This is a genomic window from Acidovorax sp. GW823-FHT02H02 (assembly GCF_058797075.1).
Window position 1 is genome coordinate 54,016 of the sequence record NZ_JBXAJH010000001.1, and the last position, 13,493, is coordinate 67,508.

Sequence of the window (13,493 nt, forward strand, 5' to 3'; positions counted from 1 at the left end):
AACGTAAAGCTTGGGTTGCCTAGACTGCTCAGCACCGTGACAAGGTATCCGGAAGTGGTACCGGTGCGTGCAATTTCTAAGGAACGTGGTCATATGGCTGCTACACAACAATCTTCATCGGCGCCGCTTCGCCCACGCGCCCTCCTCTGGGTGGCGTTAGCTGCCGTCTTCACTGCCGTGGCCGGTGGCATCTGGGCCGTTGGCACGCACAACGCCAAGGCCGACGCAGACACCCAGCCCGTGTCCATAGCCGGCAAGGTGCAGACCGACGTCGTGCGAGTGGCCCCTGACCAGGCCGCAGCCCTCGACGTGGGCACCTCGCAAGAGCACCAGTTTGAAAACCTGCGCCGCACCATCGGCATCATAGACTTCAACCAGGACCGCACCACACGCGTGCATTCAGCCCAGCAAGGCCGTATCGCGCAGATGCTGGTCAAGGCCGGCGACGATGTGAAGGCAGGCCAGACGCTCTATACGGTCGCGGTGCCCGAGAGGGCACAGGCCGCGTCCACGCTGATCTCTTCCGCCGCCACGCTGCGCTCGGCCAACGAGACCCTGCGCCGCGCCAGTGCACTGGCCCAGGAAAACAGCATCCCGCAAAAGGAACTCCAGCAGGCGCAGACCGACCAGCAATCGGCCCAAGCCGCCTACGACGCGGCGCGACAGGGCCTGCGCCTGTTCGACCTGGCCGATGCGGACATCGCGCGCATCGAGCGCGAACGGCAGGTGGACAAAGAAGTGGCGGTGAAGAGTCCCATCGCCGGCCGCGTCACAGCACGCGCCGCCCAACCCGGCCTGCTGGTGCAGCCCGGCAGCGACCCCGCGCCAGTGACGGTATCGGACCTGCGCACACTGTGGATGGTGGCCAATGTGCCCGAGTCGGAATTCAGCTACTACCGCGTGGGCCAGCCGGTGCAGGTGCGCGTACAGGCCTGGCCGGACAAGGTGTTCGCGGGCAAGGTTTCCTACGTAGGCGACAGCATCGATGCCGACAGCCGCCGCTTCGTGGTGCGCGCCGAAGTGGCCGACCCGCGGCGCGAGCTGCGTCCGCAGATGACGGCCGACTTCCAGTTCACTGTCGCTGCGCCGCAAAGCTCGGTCGCCGTACCGGCCGAGGCCGTGGTGCGCGAGGGCAATGGCGCTGACGTGGTCTGGATCGCGGAAGGCAGTGACGAGCGCGGCCCGCGCTTCACGCGCCGCAAGGTCACGCGCGGCCAGACCACGAGCGGTCTGGTACAGATTACCGAGGGGCTGGTCGGCAGCGAGCGCATCGCGCGCCACAACGCGTTGTTCCTCTCCAGCCTCTACGAAACCGAAGCGCAATAAGCGCCTCTCTGAACCAAGGAGATACCCGTGTTTCGTCCCCTGCTGGCCTTCGTCCTCTCGCGAAGGCCCATCGTTGTGCTCGCCCTGCTGGCCTTTCTTGGCCTGGGCCTGCTCGCCTTTTCCAAGCTCAATGTCGAGGCCTACCCCAACCCCGCTCCGGTCATCCTCGAGATCACGGCCCAGGCTCCCGGCATGTCGGCCGAGGAAATGGAGCGTTACTACACGCGCCCCATGGAGGTGGGTCTGGCAACCACGCCCGATGTCGAGAACATCCGCACCACCTCGTTCTATGGCCTGTCGTTCGTGCGCGTGACGTTCAAGTACGGCACGGACTACTATTTCGCGCTGACACAGATCGCTAACAACCTGCAGGCCAACGTGAACCTGCCCAATGGCGTGCAGCCGCAGATCCAGGCATCGAGCCTGGTCGGTGAAATCCTGCGCTACCAGGTCAAGGGCCCCTCGACCTACAGCCTCACCGATCTGCGCACGCTGCAGGACTGGGTGATCCAGCGCCGGCTGCTCACCGTTCCCGGCGTGGTGCAGGTAGTGACCTGGGGTGGGACAACCAAGGAATACCACGTCGAGGCCGACCCCAAGCAGCTCGAGGCCCATGGCGTCACGTTGCAAAGCCTCATCCAGGCCATCGGCAACGCCAACCTCAACGTGGGGGGACGCGCGATCAGCGTGGGCGACCAGTCGGTCAACATCCGGGGCCTGGGGCTGGTGCGCGACATCAACGACATCGCCAACATCGTGGTGGGCCAGAAGAACGGCCTTCCCACGCAGGTCAAGGACGTGGCACGCATCACCCCCGGCACGGTGCCGCGCCTGGGCGAGGCCGGCCGAGACCTGCAGAACGACGTGGTCACGGGTGTCGTCATCATGAATCGCACGCTGCACACCAGCGACGTGATCGCGCGCGTGAAGGCGGCCGTGGAGAAGATCAACGCAGACGGCTCCCTGCCCGAGGGCGTGAAACTAGAGCCCTACTATGACCGCGCGGTGCTCGTGGGCGTGACCACGCACACAGTGCTGCACAACCTCATCTTCGGCTGTCTGCTGGTGTTCTTCATCCAGTGGGTGTTTCTTGGCGACCTGCGCAGCGCGGTGATCGTGAGCGTGAACATCCCGTTTGCACTGTTCTTCAGCATCATGATGCTGGTGCTTACAGGGGAGTCGGCCAACCTGCTCTCGCTCGGGGCGGTGGACTTCGGCATCATCGTCGATGCGGCGGTGATCCTGGTCGAGAACGTGTTCCGCAACTTCCAGCGGCCCGTGCCCATACGCGCTTCGCTGCTACGCGCCATGGCGCAGGGGCCGGACGGCCCGCGCACCCAGCCCAGCAACGGCTGGACCTCGCGACTGCGCATGATCTACCTGAGCGGCACGCAAGTAGACAGCTCGGTGCTGTTCTCGACCTTCATCACGATCGCCGCATTCACGCCGCTGTTTGCAATGCAGGGGGTGGAAGGCCAAATCTTTGGCCCCATGGCGCGCACCTACGGCTACGCACTCGCGGGAGCGCTGATCGCCACCTTCACCATCACACCCGTGCTGGCCAGCTACCTGCTGCCGGCGAAGGTGGAGGAGAAGGAGACCTTCATCGTCCACGCAATCCAGAACGCCTACCGCCCCGCCTTGCACTGGGTGCTCAACCACACGCGGGCCACGCTCGTCATCGGCCTGCTGGCGCTCGTGGCCGGCGGCTTCATGGCCAGCCGCCTGGGCAGCGAGTTCCTGCCCGCACTGGAAGAAGGCAACCTGTGGATCCGCGCTTCCATGCCGCCCACGATCTCGCTGGAGGCGGGCCGCGACAAGGCCAACCGCATGCGGCAGATGATCAAGGAGTACCCGGAGATCATCACCGTGGTCTCGCAGCATGGCCGGCCCGACGACGGCAGCGATGCATCGGGCTTCAACAACGTGGAGCTGTTCGCGCCATTGCAGCCCTTCGAGAAGTGGCGCCCCGGCATGACCAAGGAACGACTGGTACGCGAGCTGCAGGCGCGTTTCGAGGCCGAGTTCCCCGGCGTGACCTTCAACTTCTCGCAGTACATCCAGGACAACGTGCAGGAGGGCCTCTCGGGCGTGAAGGGCGCGAACTCGGTGAAGATCATCGGGCCCGATCTCGCCACGCTGGAGAAACTGGCCGCGCAGGTCTATGAGGTGATGACGCACATCGACGGCGTGGCCGATCTCGGGGTGTTCCACATCCTGGGCCAGCCCAACATGAACATCCAGATCGACCGCGCACGCGCCGCGCGCTACGGGCTCAACACGGGAGACGTGGCCAACGCGATCCAGGCCGCGCTCGCCGGCGTCGAGGCCACTACGGTGCTCGAAGGCGACCGGCGCTTCGGCCTCACGGTGCGCTTCACGCAGGGCGACCGCGCCACGCCCGAAGCAGTGCGCGCTCTGCGCGTGGGCTACACCACGGCGGGGGGCAATACCTCGTACATCCCGCTGTCGGACGTGGCCACGATCTCCCTCGACACCGGTGCGACCTACATCTACCGCGAAAGCAACGAGCGCTACATCCCCATCAAGTTCAGCGCGCGCGACCGCGACCTGGGCAGCACCGTCTCTGAAGTCCAGCGCCGCGTGGCGCACGAAGTCAGCCTTCCCCAAGGCTACCGAATCATCTTCGCGGGCGAATTCGAGGCGTTGCAGCAGGCCAAGGCGCGCATGATGATCGCCATCCCCGTGGCGGTGATCCTGGTGCTCGCGCTGCTCTATGCGCTGTTCAACAACTTCATCTACTGCCTGCTGACGCTCGCATCCGTGCCGTTCACGGTGTTCGGCGGCATCCTGGCGCTGTACCTCACGGGACAGGTGCTGAGCATCTCAGCCGTGATCGGCTTCATCTCGCTGCTGGGCGTGTCGGTCATGGACGGAATCCTGATCCTCGGCTACTTCAGGGACCTGCGCGCGCGCGGCTACAACCACCTCCAAGCCATGGAGGAGGCCTACCGCAGCCGGATGCGACCGCTGCTGATGACGGCGCTGTCGGCCTGCATCGGCCTGCTGCCCGCAGCCATGTCGCACAGCATCGGCAGCGAAGTGCAGCGCCCCCTGGCCACCGTGGTGGTGGGCGGGATGTTGATCGGCCCGCTGTTCCTGCTGCTCGTGGTGCCGGCACTGCGCTTGGCAGTTCTACGTCGGGTGAAATTCGCCAAGAAGCGTGAAGGTCTGGGAGGCAATCGTGCGCACGCGTAATCTGAAATCGCCGGACAGGCGCCTGTTCATTGGCCTGCTGGGCCTGTCGGCCCTGGCCACCACGGGCTGCGCCGTGGGCCCCGACTATGTGCGGCCCTCTGTGCCCGCGCCCCATACGCTCACCCGCGAACCCCTGGCCACGGCCGGCACGGCGGGGCCCGTGCAACGCCAGTGGTGGAAAGCCTTCGGCTCGCGCGAACTCGATGACCTGGTGCAAGAGGCCCTGGATCACAGTCCCACCATCGAGGCAGCGCAGGCCACCCTGCGCGCAGTGCGCCAGAACACCATCGCCCAACGCGGCTTCTTCTACCCCACAGTGCAGGCCAGCTATAGCCGCACGCGCCAGAACGTGGGCCAGTCGCTGTCGCCCCCGCTCAACAGCGGCGACACCCTCTACACCTACCACACGGCGCAGCTGAGCGTAAGCTACACACCCGACATCTTCGGCAGCAACCGCCGCCAGGTCGAAGGCCTGCAAGCGGCCGAGGAAAGCCAGCGGCTGCAGCTGCAGGCCGCGCGGCTCACACTTGCGAGCAATGTGACGGGCGGGATGCTCCAGGCTGCGATGTTCGCCGAGCAGAGCGCACTCATCGAGCAGGCCATCTTGGCCGCCCAGGAACAGCTGCGGCACATGCGGCTGCAGCAGCGCAACGGCTACGCGAGCGGGCTCGACGTGGCCACACAGCAGACGCTGCTGGTCCAGCTTCAACAGGCCCTGCCGCCACTGCGCAAGCAGTTGGAGCAGACACGCAACCTGCTGGCCACGCTCGCTGGCCGCACGCCCGACGCGGCGCCCATGGTGCCCCACCTTTCGGCGTTCACGCTGCCCGAGCTGCCCCAGACAGTGGCCTCTGCGCTCGTGGAGCAGCGACCCGACGTGCGTGCCGCCGAGACCGACGTGCAGCAGGCAAGCGCCGCCATCGGCATAGCCCAGGCGGCGCGGCTGCCGCAACTGTCCATTACGGCGGCCCTTGGTGGCGGAGCCACGAGCTTCGACCGCATGTTCGCGGCCGGCAACACCACCTGGGGGCTCGGCGCCAACCTGCTGCAGCCGCTTTTCGCTGGGGGCTCGCTACAGGCGCACCAACGCGCGGCCGAAGCCGGACTCGATGCGGCTGCCGCCAAATACCGCGGCGCCGTGCTCTCGGCCTTCCAGGACGTGGCCAACACGCTCTATGCACTCGATACGGATGCGCGGGCGTTGCGCATGGCCGAGGAAAGCGAGACGGTCAGCCTGACCACGAGGGATCTCACCCAGTCCCAACTGCGCCACGGCTATAGCGCCCAGCCCGCCGCACTGGCAGCCGAGCAGTCCTGGCTGCAGGCGCGTGCCGCGCATGTCGCGGCACGCGGCACCCTGCTGGGCGACGCCGTGGCGCTCTACCAAGCCCTCGGAGGCGGTGTGTTGGCCGATAGCATGGTGGATTGAGCCTCAACAGCCGCTCAAACGAAAAACGCCCGCGGCCCCCCCTTGTCCCCGGGCGTTTTAGCTGCGACCGGTAGCGTCAGCGCGGCTTGCGCGGCTGGATCCCCAGCGCTTCCTTGTGCTTGTTGATGCGGTCTTGCTTGCGCTGGTCCATCTTCTCCATGGCCTTGCGTTTCGTGTAACCCGTGGCGTCAGCCCAGGCCCACCACAGGGCTGTGATGGCAAACGGTGACAGCACCCACCACCACGACCACGCGGCCACCGGCCCGATTTCGAGGTACTTCAACAACGCCAGGAAGAGCCCCAGGCCTAACAGGTACATGATGAACTCCAAAAACACAAATCCGATGAATGAATTGACAAAAGGCATGGAAATGTCAACCCGAATCACTACAATTTCGTTGAAAGCACTGTAACTCAACCAGAGGAAACCCCACCATGAAGCGTACCCTGATCACTCTTGCCATGACACTGTCGGTGGCAGCTCCCGCAATGGCCGATCTGGCACTGGCCACCTCGAAGAACTGCATGGCCTGCCACGCTGTTGACAAGAAGATGGTTGGCCCTTCCTACAAGGACGTGGCCGCCAAGTACGCCGGCCAGAAGGACGCTGCGGACAAGCTGGCAGCCAAGATCATCAAGGGTGGCTCTGGCGTGTGGGGTCCGGTTCCCATGCCTGCCAATACCCAGGTCAATGAAGCAGACGCCAAGAAGCTGGCCGCCTGGGTTCTGACGCAGAAGTAATTCGACCCATTCCCGCTGCGAAGCCGAACGCTTTGCATCCTCTGGCCGCGCCTTTCCATGGAAAGCGCGGCCATTGTTTTGGGTAGCACACGCACCCATCGCCACGTTTTTGCGGCGCACAACGCGCGTCGCGCACCATGTCAGACAACGCTGGTGCCGGGACGCCCCCGCAGTTGATGTTCCAGCTGGCCCACGCAGGCAGCCGTGGTGTTGTCGGATTCTTCGGCCCTTGCCATCAAATGCGACTCCAGGCCGTCCAGGCGTGCCAGCATATCCGCATGGGATTTCAAATGCTGTGCCTCCAGGAAGCTGCGCAGCTCGGTGAAACGCGACGCTTCGGCCTTGTCGGCCAGTTCGCGCTGGGCCTGCATCTCCTTGGAGTGGCGACGCGCTTCCATCAGCACCGAGCCCTGCAGGGAAAGCACGTAGGCCACACCGAACACGCCCAGCAGGGTGGTGAGGCCCAGCATGAGCAAGCCCAAAGGGGCCTCAAAGGTCATCAACCCCAATGACACCTGCGTGGAAGCTGCCAGCAGCCCCCAATTCAGGGCGGCCAGGGCAGCGATGGCCAGCACGATAAAAAGCAGGATGGTCGATCGCATTTGCATGGGGGTACTCCTTGGGACAAGTGCCGCCCCAGCCGGGATCGCGGGGGAGCAGATGCCGTGTTGTACCTCATGGCTGCACCACCCGCGCCGGAAACCTCGAAGCGACCGGCAATGTGCTGTCGTCGCAGGACTGGAGGGGTTTGCTGAAGCGCCGCGTGCCGGCGCCTTCTGGATCAATGGGTCAGCCGCTTCGATGATGCGCAGCGACCGAACGGCGAGGATTTTGTGGTCGCATCACATCGCTGCGCGATATGAGTGACCCCGAATCCGGCAAGCGCTACGCGCCGGCGCCTTGCGGCGCCTTCTGGATCAATTGGTCTGGGCCAATTGATCCAGAATTGCCGGATTCTCCAGCGTTGAGGTGTCCTGGGTAATGGCTTCGCCCTTGGCGATGCTTCGCAACAGGCGGCGCATGATCTTGCCGCTGCGGGTCTTGGGCAGGTTGTCGCCAAAACGGATGTCCTTGGGCTTGGCAATCGGGCCAATCTCCTTGGCCACCCAGTTGCGCAGCTCGTTGGCAATCTGCTTGGCCTCTTCGCCGGTCGGGCGCGAGCGCTTGAGCACCACGAAGGCACAGATGGCCTCGCCGGTCACGTCGTCGGGGCGCCCCACCACGGCGGCTTCGGCCACCAGGTCGGTCTTGGCCACCAGGGCCGATTCGATTTCCATCGTGCCCATGCGGTGGCCCGACACGTTGAGCACATCGTCGATGCGGCCCGTGATGCGGAAGTAGCCGCGGTCGGCGCTGCGCACGGCGCCATCGCCAGCCAGGTAATAGCCCTTGAGCTCTTCGGGGAAGTAGCTCTTCTTGAAGCGCTCGGGATCGTTCCAGATCGTGCGGATCATGCTGGGCCAGGGTCGCTTGATGACCAGGATGCCGCCCGCGCCATTGGCCACATCGTTGCCCGTTTCGTCCACGATGGCGGCGGTGATGCCGGGCAGTGGCAGCGTGCAGCTGCCGGGCACCAGGGGCGTGGCGCCGGGCAGCGGCGTGATGACATGCCCACCGGTTTCGGTCTGCCAGAAGGTGTCCACGATGGGGCAACGCTCGCCGCCCACGTGTTTGTAGTACCACATCCAGGCTTCGGGGTTGATGGGTTCGCCCACGCTGCCCAGGATGCGCAGGCTCGACAGGTCGGAGCGCGCGGGGTGCACCGCCGCGTCGCCCTCGGCCGCCTTGATGAGCGAGCGGATGGCCGTGGGGGCGGTGTAGAAAATGGAGCACTTGTGGCGTTCGATCATCTGCCAGAAACGCCCGGCGTTCGGGAAGGTGGGAATGCCTTCAAAGATGATCTGCGTGGCGCCCGCAGCCAGCGGGCCATAGGTGACGTAGGTGTGGCCGGTGATCCAGCCGATGTCGGCCGTGCACCAGAAGATATCGTCGGGGCGCAGGTCGAACGTCCAGTCCATGGTGAGCTTGGCCCACAGCAGGTAGCCGCCCGTGCTGTGCTGCACGCCCTTGGGTTTGCCGGTGGAGCCCGAGGTGTAGAGGATGAACAGCGGATGCTCTGCGCCCACGGCCACGGGTGGGCACTCGGTGCTCTGGCCGGCCAGTGCCTGGGCAAAGGTCTTGTCGCGCCCCTCGACCATGTTGCACACCGTGGGAGTGCGCTCGTACACGAACACATGGCGCAGCGTGTCGCAGCCGCCGGTGGCCAGGGCTTCGTCGATGATGGCCTTCAGGGGCAGTTCCTTGCCGCCACGCATCTGGTAGTTGGCCGTGACGATGGCCACGGCGCCGGCGTCAATCACGCGCTCGTGCACCGCCTTGGCACTGAAGCCGCCAAACACCACACTGTGCGTGGCGCCGATGCGCGCGCAGGCCTGCATGGCGATGACGCCCTCGATGGTCATGGGCATGTAGATCAGCACCCGGTCGCCCTTGCCCACGCCATGGGCCTTGAGGGCGTTGGCAAACTGGCTCACGCGGGCCAGCAGTTCCTTGTAGGTGATGCGGGTCACTGCGCCGTCGTCGGCTTCGAAAATGATGGCCGTCTTGTTCTCGGTGGGGGTACCGATGTGGCGGTCCAGGCAATTGGCCGACGCGTTGAGTTCACCGTCGGCAAACCACTGGAAGAACGGCGCGTTCGACTCATCCAGGGTGCGGGTGAAGGGTTTGGTCCATTGCAGGTTCTCGCGCGCCAGGCGGGCCCAGAAGCCCTCGAAATCCTTCTCGGCCTCGGCGCACAGCGCTTCGTAACCCGCCATGCCCGAAATGCGGGCGGCCTTGGCAATCGCGTCCGAGGGCGGGAAAACGCGGTTTTCAACCAGCACGGACTCGATCGAGGAATTGGGCGAACTCATGGTGTTGTCTCCTGGGTCTGATGGAACTGGGCGGTACTGTCTGCCACCCCACTTACAAGCCACTGACGGACTTCAGCTTACAGCCTGTGCACCCGTGCACCACCTAAAATCTGGCCTCATTTCATTTCCTGCACAGGCCTTCATGTCCACGCCCACGCCCAAAGCCCCGTCTCCCCTGCGTCCGCTGCCCGCGCTGATCTTTGCCAGCCGCTGGCTGCAGTTGCCGCTTTACCTCGGGCTGATTGCGGCGCAGGCCGTGTACGTATGGCATTTCCTGCTGGAACTGTGGCACCTGGTCGAGGCCGTGTTCGGCAGCCAGACGGCGCTGCAGGCGCTGATCACCAGCATCGGCTACAAGCCCGAGGTGCAGATCACCGCACTGAACGAAACCGTGATCATGCTCGTCGTGCTGGCGCTGATCGACGTGGTGATGATCTCCAACCTGCTCATCATGGTGATCGTGGGCGGCTATGAAACCTTTGTGAGCCGGCTGGGCCTGGACGACCACCCCGATCAGCCCGAATGGCTGGGACATGTGAATGCCTCGGTGCTGAAGGTGAAACTGGGTCTGTCGATCATCGGCATCAGCTCCATCCACCTGCTCAAGACCTTCATCAACGCCGCCAATTACGACGTGAAGGTGCTGATGTGGCAGACCATCATCCATGTGGTCTTCCTGGCCAGCGCACTGGCCATTGCCTACACCGACAAGCTGCTCAACAGCAGCCACGACAGGCATTAAATTCTGGCCTTGAATGCAATCGGCTGCCAGCGTCTATAGATAAAGCGCTGGCAGCTATTTTTTTAATAGCACCAGGACACCTATAACGGAAAGGGCCGACCGATATCCCGGGGCATGCGGGGGCGCTCATCGGTTTGTGCCCGCGCTCGCGATTATCACATTGAAAATAACCGGTGTTTTGACTCAAAAACACCAAATTCATATACTTCAAGGCTGATTAACCACCTGCAACGCAGGTAATTCACCCGAACCCGGGATGAATGTCTCGCTGGCGTGGCCCTTGCGGTCACTCCAGCCCGCCGAAGTTTCGCCCCTGATGCCCTGCCGCCGTGCCTGTGCCCGGTGGCAGCCGTGGTCCATGAGCCCTGTCCCGGCTCCCGCGGAACACCCTCAGGCCCTTGCGCACCGCCTTGCGTGCCATTCGGGCCGACCTGGCTTTGCCAGGGTTCTTCCTTTTCCTGCCCTCCCCTGCTGATCGCAGCCGGGGTCGGCCGCCGCATCAGGGTTTCGCTTGGGCTCCGAACCTGCTCGCCCATGGCGACAGGGCTGTGTTCCATCCGTTCAACGAGGGAGATCCACCAGCGTGGCAAAAAAAATCACCATCGACCATGTATTCAAAATCTTCGGCGAAGCGCCGCACAAGGCACTGGAACTGGTTCGCCAGGGCTGCAGCAAGCAGGAGATTCTGGAGCGCACCGGCCACTCGATCGGCGTGTTCGACGCCACTTTCACCATCGAAGCCGGTGAAATCTTCGTGGTCATGGGTTTGTCGGGTTCGGGCAAATCCACCCTGGTGCGCCTGCTCAATCTGCTGATCGAACCCAGTGCCGGCCGCATTCTGGTGGACGGTACCGACATCAGCCGCCTGACAAGCCGGCAACTGCGCGCACTGCGGCGCAAGGACATCAGCATGGTGTTCCAGTCGTTCGCGCTGATGCCGCACATGAACGTGCTCGACAACACTGCCCTCGGCCTGGAACTGGCGGGCGTGGGCCGGGCCGAACGCCAGGCGCAGGCCGCGCTGGCACTGGAACAGGTAGGCCTGGCCAGCTGGGGCGCGAGCTACCCCGACGAGCTTTCGGGCGGCATGCAGCAGCGCGTGGGCCTGGCGCGCGCGCTGGCGTCCGATCCCTCCATCCTGCTCATGGACGAGGCCTTCTCGGCGCTGGACCCCATCATCCGCACCGAGATGCAAAGCGAGCTGCTGCGCCTGCAGCAGGTCAAGCGGCGCACCATCGTCTTCATCTCGCACGACCTGGACGAGGCCATGCGCATCGGCGACCGCATCGCCATCATGAAAGACGGCCAGGTGGTGCAGGTGGGCACGCCCGACGATATTTTGCGCAACCCCGCCAACGACTACGTGCGCAGCTTCGTGCGCGGCGTGGATGCCGCCGCCGTGTTCAAGGCGGGCGATATTGCGCGCCAGCGCTTCACCGTGGTGTCCGAGCACAGCGACCGGGGCTCGCGCGCCGCGCTCAAGCAGCTGGAAGAACAGGACGGCGACTTCGCCTACGTGATCAGCCCCACGCAGCGCTACCTGGGCACCGTGTCGGCCGACTCGCTGCGCACCGCGCTGGACGGCCATGTGGGGCCGCTGGGCTTGCAGCATGCCTTTCTGCCCAACGTGGAGCCCATTGCCGCCGACGCGGCCGTGGCCGACCTGTTCGGCCAGGTGGCACAGGCGCCCTGCGCCCTGCCGGTGGTGGGGCCCCAAGGCCACTTTCAGGGCGCCGTCAGCAAAACCACCCTGCTGAAGTTTCTGGACCGCGACACCCCGCCGGTTCCGCCCTCGCCACCCCCCGTGGCAATCCTTGCACCAGAAAGGAGCCTCGCATGAACGATGCACTGTCCACACCCGAGACCTCTGCGCTGCCACCGCCGGCCGACACCGATCCGTGGGCGACGGCCAGTGAATCCAGTCCGGCCGTCACCCCGTGGGACCAGCCTGCGGCAGCACTGGATGCGCCTGCCCTGGCCCCCCCCGCCGACAGCACCAACCCCTGGGGCGCCGCCCCGGCGGACACCGCCACCGCAGCCGACAGCAGCTGGCTGGATGCCCCGGCGCAAGCAACAACCATCCCATCGGCCGGCAGCGATGCCGCAACCGACGCCTGGCAGGCGGGGCCACTGTGGGACGGCTCCCTGCCCGTGCAGGCGTGGATCAACGAAGGTCTGGGCTGGGTGGTGCAGAACTTCCGCCCGTTCTTCCAGACCGTGCGCGCGCCGATTGACGGCACGCTGACCTGGGTGGAAGGTCTGCTCACCAGCGTGCCCACGCTGGCCATGGTGGCGTTGATGGGACTGCTGGCGTGGCAGTTCGCGGGCCGCGCCATCGCCCTGGGCACCGTGGCCGCGCTGCTATTGGTGGCCTTGCTGGGCATCTGGTCCGATGCCATGGTCACGCTCTCGCTGGTATTGACCTCGCTGGCGTTCTGCATCGTGATCGGTCTGCCGCTGGGCATTGTGCTCGCGGCAAGCGACCGCGCCCAGCGCTGGATGCGCCCGTTTCTGGATGCCATGCAGACCACGCCGGCCTTTGTGTACCTGGTGCCGGTGGTGATGCTGTTTGGCATTGGCAACGTGCCGGGCGTGATCGTGACCATCGTGTTCGCGCTGCCGCCGCTGGTGCGGCTGACCAACCTGGGGCTGCGCCAGGTGCGCCCCGACCTCATCGAGGCCGCGCGGGCCTACGGTGCATCGCCCTGGCAAATGCTGGTCAAGGTGCAGCTGCCGCTGGCGCTGCCGTCCATCATGGCGGGCATCAACCAGGCGCTGATGCTGTCGCTGTCGATGGTGGTGATCGCCTCGATGATCGCCGTGGGCGGGCTGGGCCAGATGGTGCTGCGCGGCATTGGCCGCCTGGACATGGGCCTGGCCACCGTGGGCGGCCTGGGCATTGTGCTGCTGGCCGTCATGCTGGACCGCATCACCCAGGCCATGGGCCAGCCGCGCCGGGGCGTGCGCCATTGGTGGCAGACCGGCCCCGCCGGCATGGCCTGGCGCCTGCTGCGCCGCGCCACCGCCCCCACCACCACAGCAACCAGCGCGCCCGCAACGTCGGCGCCGCCCGAGGCCACGGCCCGGCTGGCACCAGCGCGCCGCTAGAAGGCGGCCGTGCCTG

The 13,493-nt window shown here is 65.3% G+C and carries 10 protein-coding genes; 7 read left to right on the forward strand and 3 right to left on the reverse strand.

Translation table 11 applies throughout. The features are described 5' to 3' along the window. Nucleotides 1-93: 93 nt before the first annotated feature. Genes AC1RDS_RS00245 through AC1RDS_RS00255 form a run of 3 tightly spaced genes read left to right on the forward strand, consistent with a single transcriptional unit; the run spans nucleotide 94 to nucleotide 5,974 of the window. Nucleotides 94-1,326 (forward strand): efflux RND transporter periplasmic adaptor subunit, encoded by a 1,233-nt coding sequence (locus AC1RDS_RS00245; protein ID WP_092697742.1) that lies wholly within the window; start codon nucleotides 94-96, stop codon nucleotides 1,324-1,326. Between the two features lie 27 nt (nucleotides 1,327-1,353). Beyond that, nucleotides 1,354-4,545, forward strand: a complete 3,192-nt coding sequence (locus AC1RDS_RS00250) for an efflux RND transporter permease subunit (protein ID WP_092697741.1) — start codon at nucleotides 1,354-1,356, stop codon at nucleotides 4,543-4,545. After that, nucleotides 4,532-5,974: an efflux transporter outer membrane subunit gene (locus AC1RDS_RS00255; RefSeq protein ID WP_092697785.1), complete on the forward strand. Its 1,443-nt coding sequence runs from the start codon at nucleotides 4,532-4,534 to the stop codon at nucleotides 5,972-5,974. The genes AC1RDS_RS00250 and AC1RDS_RS00255 overlap by 14 nt, the downstream gene beginning before the upstream one ends. Nucleotides 5,975-6,050: 76 nt before the next feature. Here the strand turns inward: AC1RDS_RS00255 and AC1RDS_RS00260 are convergent, their stop codons facing one another. Then, the gene (locus AC1RDS_RS00260; protein ID WP_026435704.1) at nucleotides 6,051-6,293 is read right to left on the reverse strand and encodes a TIGR04438 family Trp-rich protein; all 243 of its coding nucleotides are present in this window, start codon (nucleotides 6,291-6,293) and stop codon (nucleotides 6,051-6,053) included. Nucleotides 6,294-6,409: 116 nt separating this feature from the next. Here AC1RDS_RS00260 and AC1RDS_RS00265 point away from each other — a divergent pair, with 116 nt between their 5' ends. After that, a complete protein-coding gene (locus AC1RDS_RS00265) occupies nucleotides 6,410-6,715 on the forward strand; it encodes a c-type cytochrome (protein ID WP_092697740.1) in 306 nt (101 codons plus the stop codon). A gap of 140 nt (nucleotides 6,716-6,855) precedes the next feature. On the opposite strand, the gene AC1RDS_RS00270 is transcribed toward AC1RDS_RS00265, so the two are convergent. Both AC1RDS_RS00270 and acs read right to left on the reverse strand, forming a co-directional pair. Further along, nucleotides 6,856-7,323 (reverse strand): Signal transduction histidine kinase, encoded by a 468-nt coding sequence (locus AC1RDS_RS00270; RefSeq protein WP_092697739.1) that lies wholly within the window; start codon nucleotides 7,321-7,323, stop codon nucleotides 6,856-6,858. 309 nt (nucleotides 7,324-7,632) lie between these two features. Further along, nucleotides 7,633-9,627, reverse strand: a complete 1,995-nt coding sequence (gene acs, locus AC1RDS_RS00275) for an acetate--CoA ligase (RefSeq protein ID WP_092697738.1) — start codon at nucleotides 9,625-9,627, stop codon at nucleotides 7,633-7,635. Between the two features lie 142 nt (nucleotides 9,628-9,769). Here acs and AC1RDS_RS00280 point away from each other — a divergent pair, with 142 nt between their 5' ends. The 3 genes from AC1RDS_RS00280 (at nucleotide 9,770) to proW (ending at nucleotide 13,477) form a co-directional block, all read left to right on the forward strand. Continuing rightward, complete coding sequence (locus tag AC1RDS_RS00280) at nucleotides 9,770-10,369, forward strand: TIGR00645 family protein (protein ID WP_092697737.1); 600 nt, start codon at nucleotides 9,770-9,772, stop codon at nucleotides 10,367-10,369. A 583-nt stretch (nucleotides 10,370-10,952) separates the two neighbouring features. Beyond that, nucleotides 10,953-12,209, forward strand: a complete 1,257-nt coding sequence (gene proV / locus AC1RDS_RS00285; RefSeq protein WP_092697736.1) for a glycine betaine/L-proline ABC transporter ATP-binding protein ProV — start codon at nucleotides 10,953-10,955, stop codon at nucleotides 12,207-12,209. Next, on the forward strand, nucleotides 12,206-13,477 hold the full coding sequence (proW, locus tag AC1RDS_RS00290) for a glycine betaine/L-proline ABC transporter permease ProW (RefSeq protein ID WP_092697735.1): 1,272 nt from the start codon (nucleotides 12,206-12,208) through the stop codon (nucleotides 13,475-13,477). The genes proV and proW overlap by 4 nt, the downstream gene beginning before the upstream one ends. The last annotated feature ends 16 nt before the right edge of the window (nucleotides 13,478-13,493 follow it).

Bases quoted from the DNA above. Each gene is read 5' to 3' on its own strand.
- AC1RDS_RS00245 (WP_092697742.1), top strand. From the start codon at position 94: ATGGCTGCTACACAACAATCTTCATCGGCGCCGCTTCGCCCACGCGCC.
- AC1RDS_RS00260 (WP_026435704.1), bottom strand. From the start codon at position 6,293: ATGTACCTGTTAGGCCTGGGGCTCTTCCTGGCGTTGTTGAAGTACCTC.
- AC1RDS_RS00265 (WP_092697740.1), top strand. From the start codon at position 6,410: ATGAAGCGTACCCTGATCACTCTTGCCATGACACTGTCGGTGGCAGCT.
- AC1RDS_RS00270 (WP_092697739.1), bottom strand. From the start codon at position 7,323: ATGCAAATGCGATCGACCATCCTGCTTTTTATCGTGCTGGCCATCGCT.
- acs (WP_092697738.1), bottom strand. From the start codon at position 9,627: ATGAGTTCGCCCAATTCCTCGATCGAGTCCGTGCTGGTTGAAAACCGC.
- AC1RDS_RS00280 (WP_092697737.1), top strand. From the start codon at position 9,770: ATGTCCACGCCCACGCCCAAAGCCCCGTCTCCCCTGCGTCCGCTGCCC.
- proW (WP_092697735.1), top strand. From the start codon at position 12,206: ATGAACGATGCACTGTCCACACCCGAGACCTCTGCGCTGCCACCGCCG.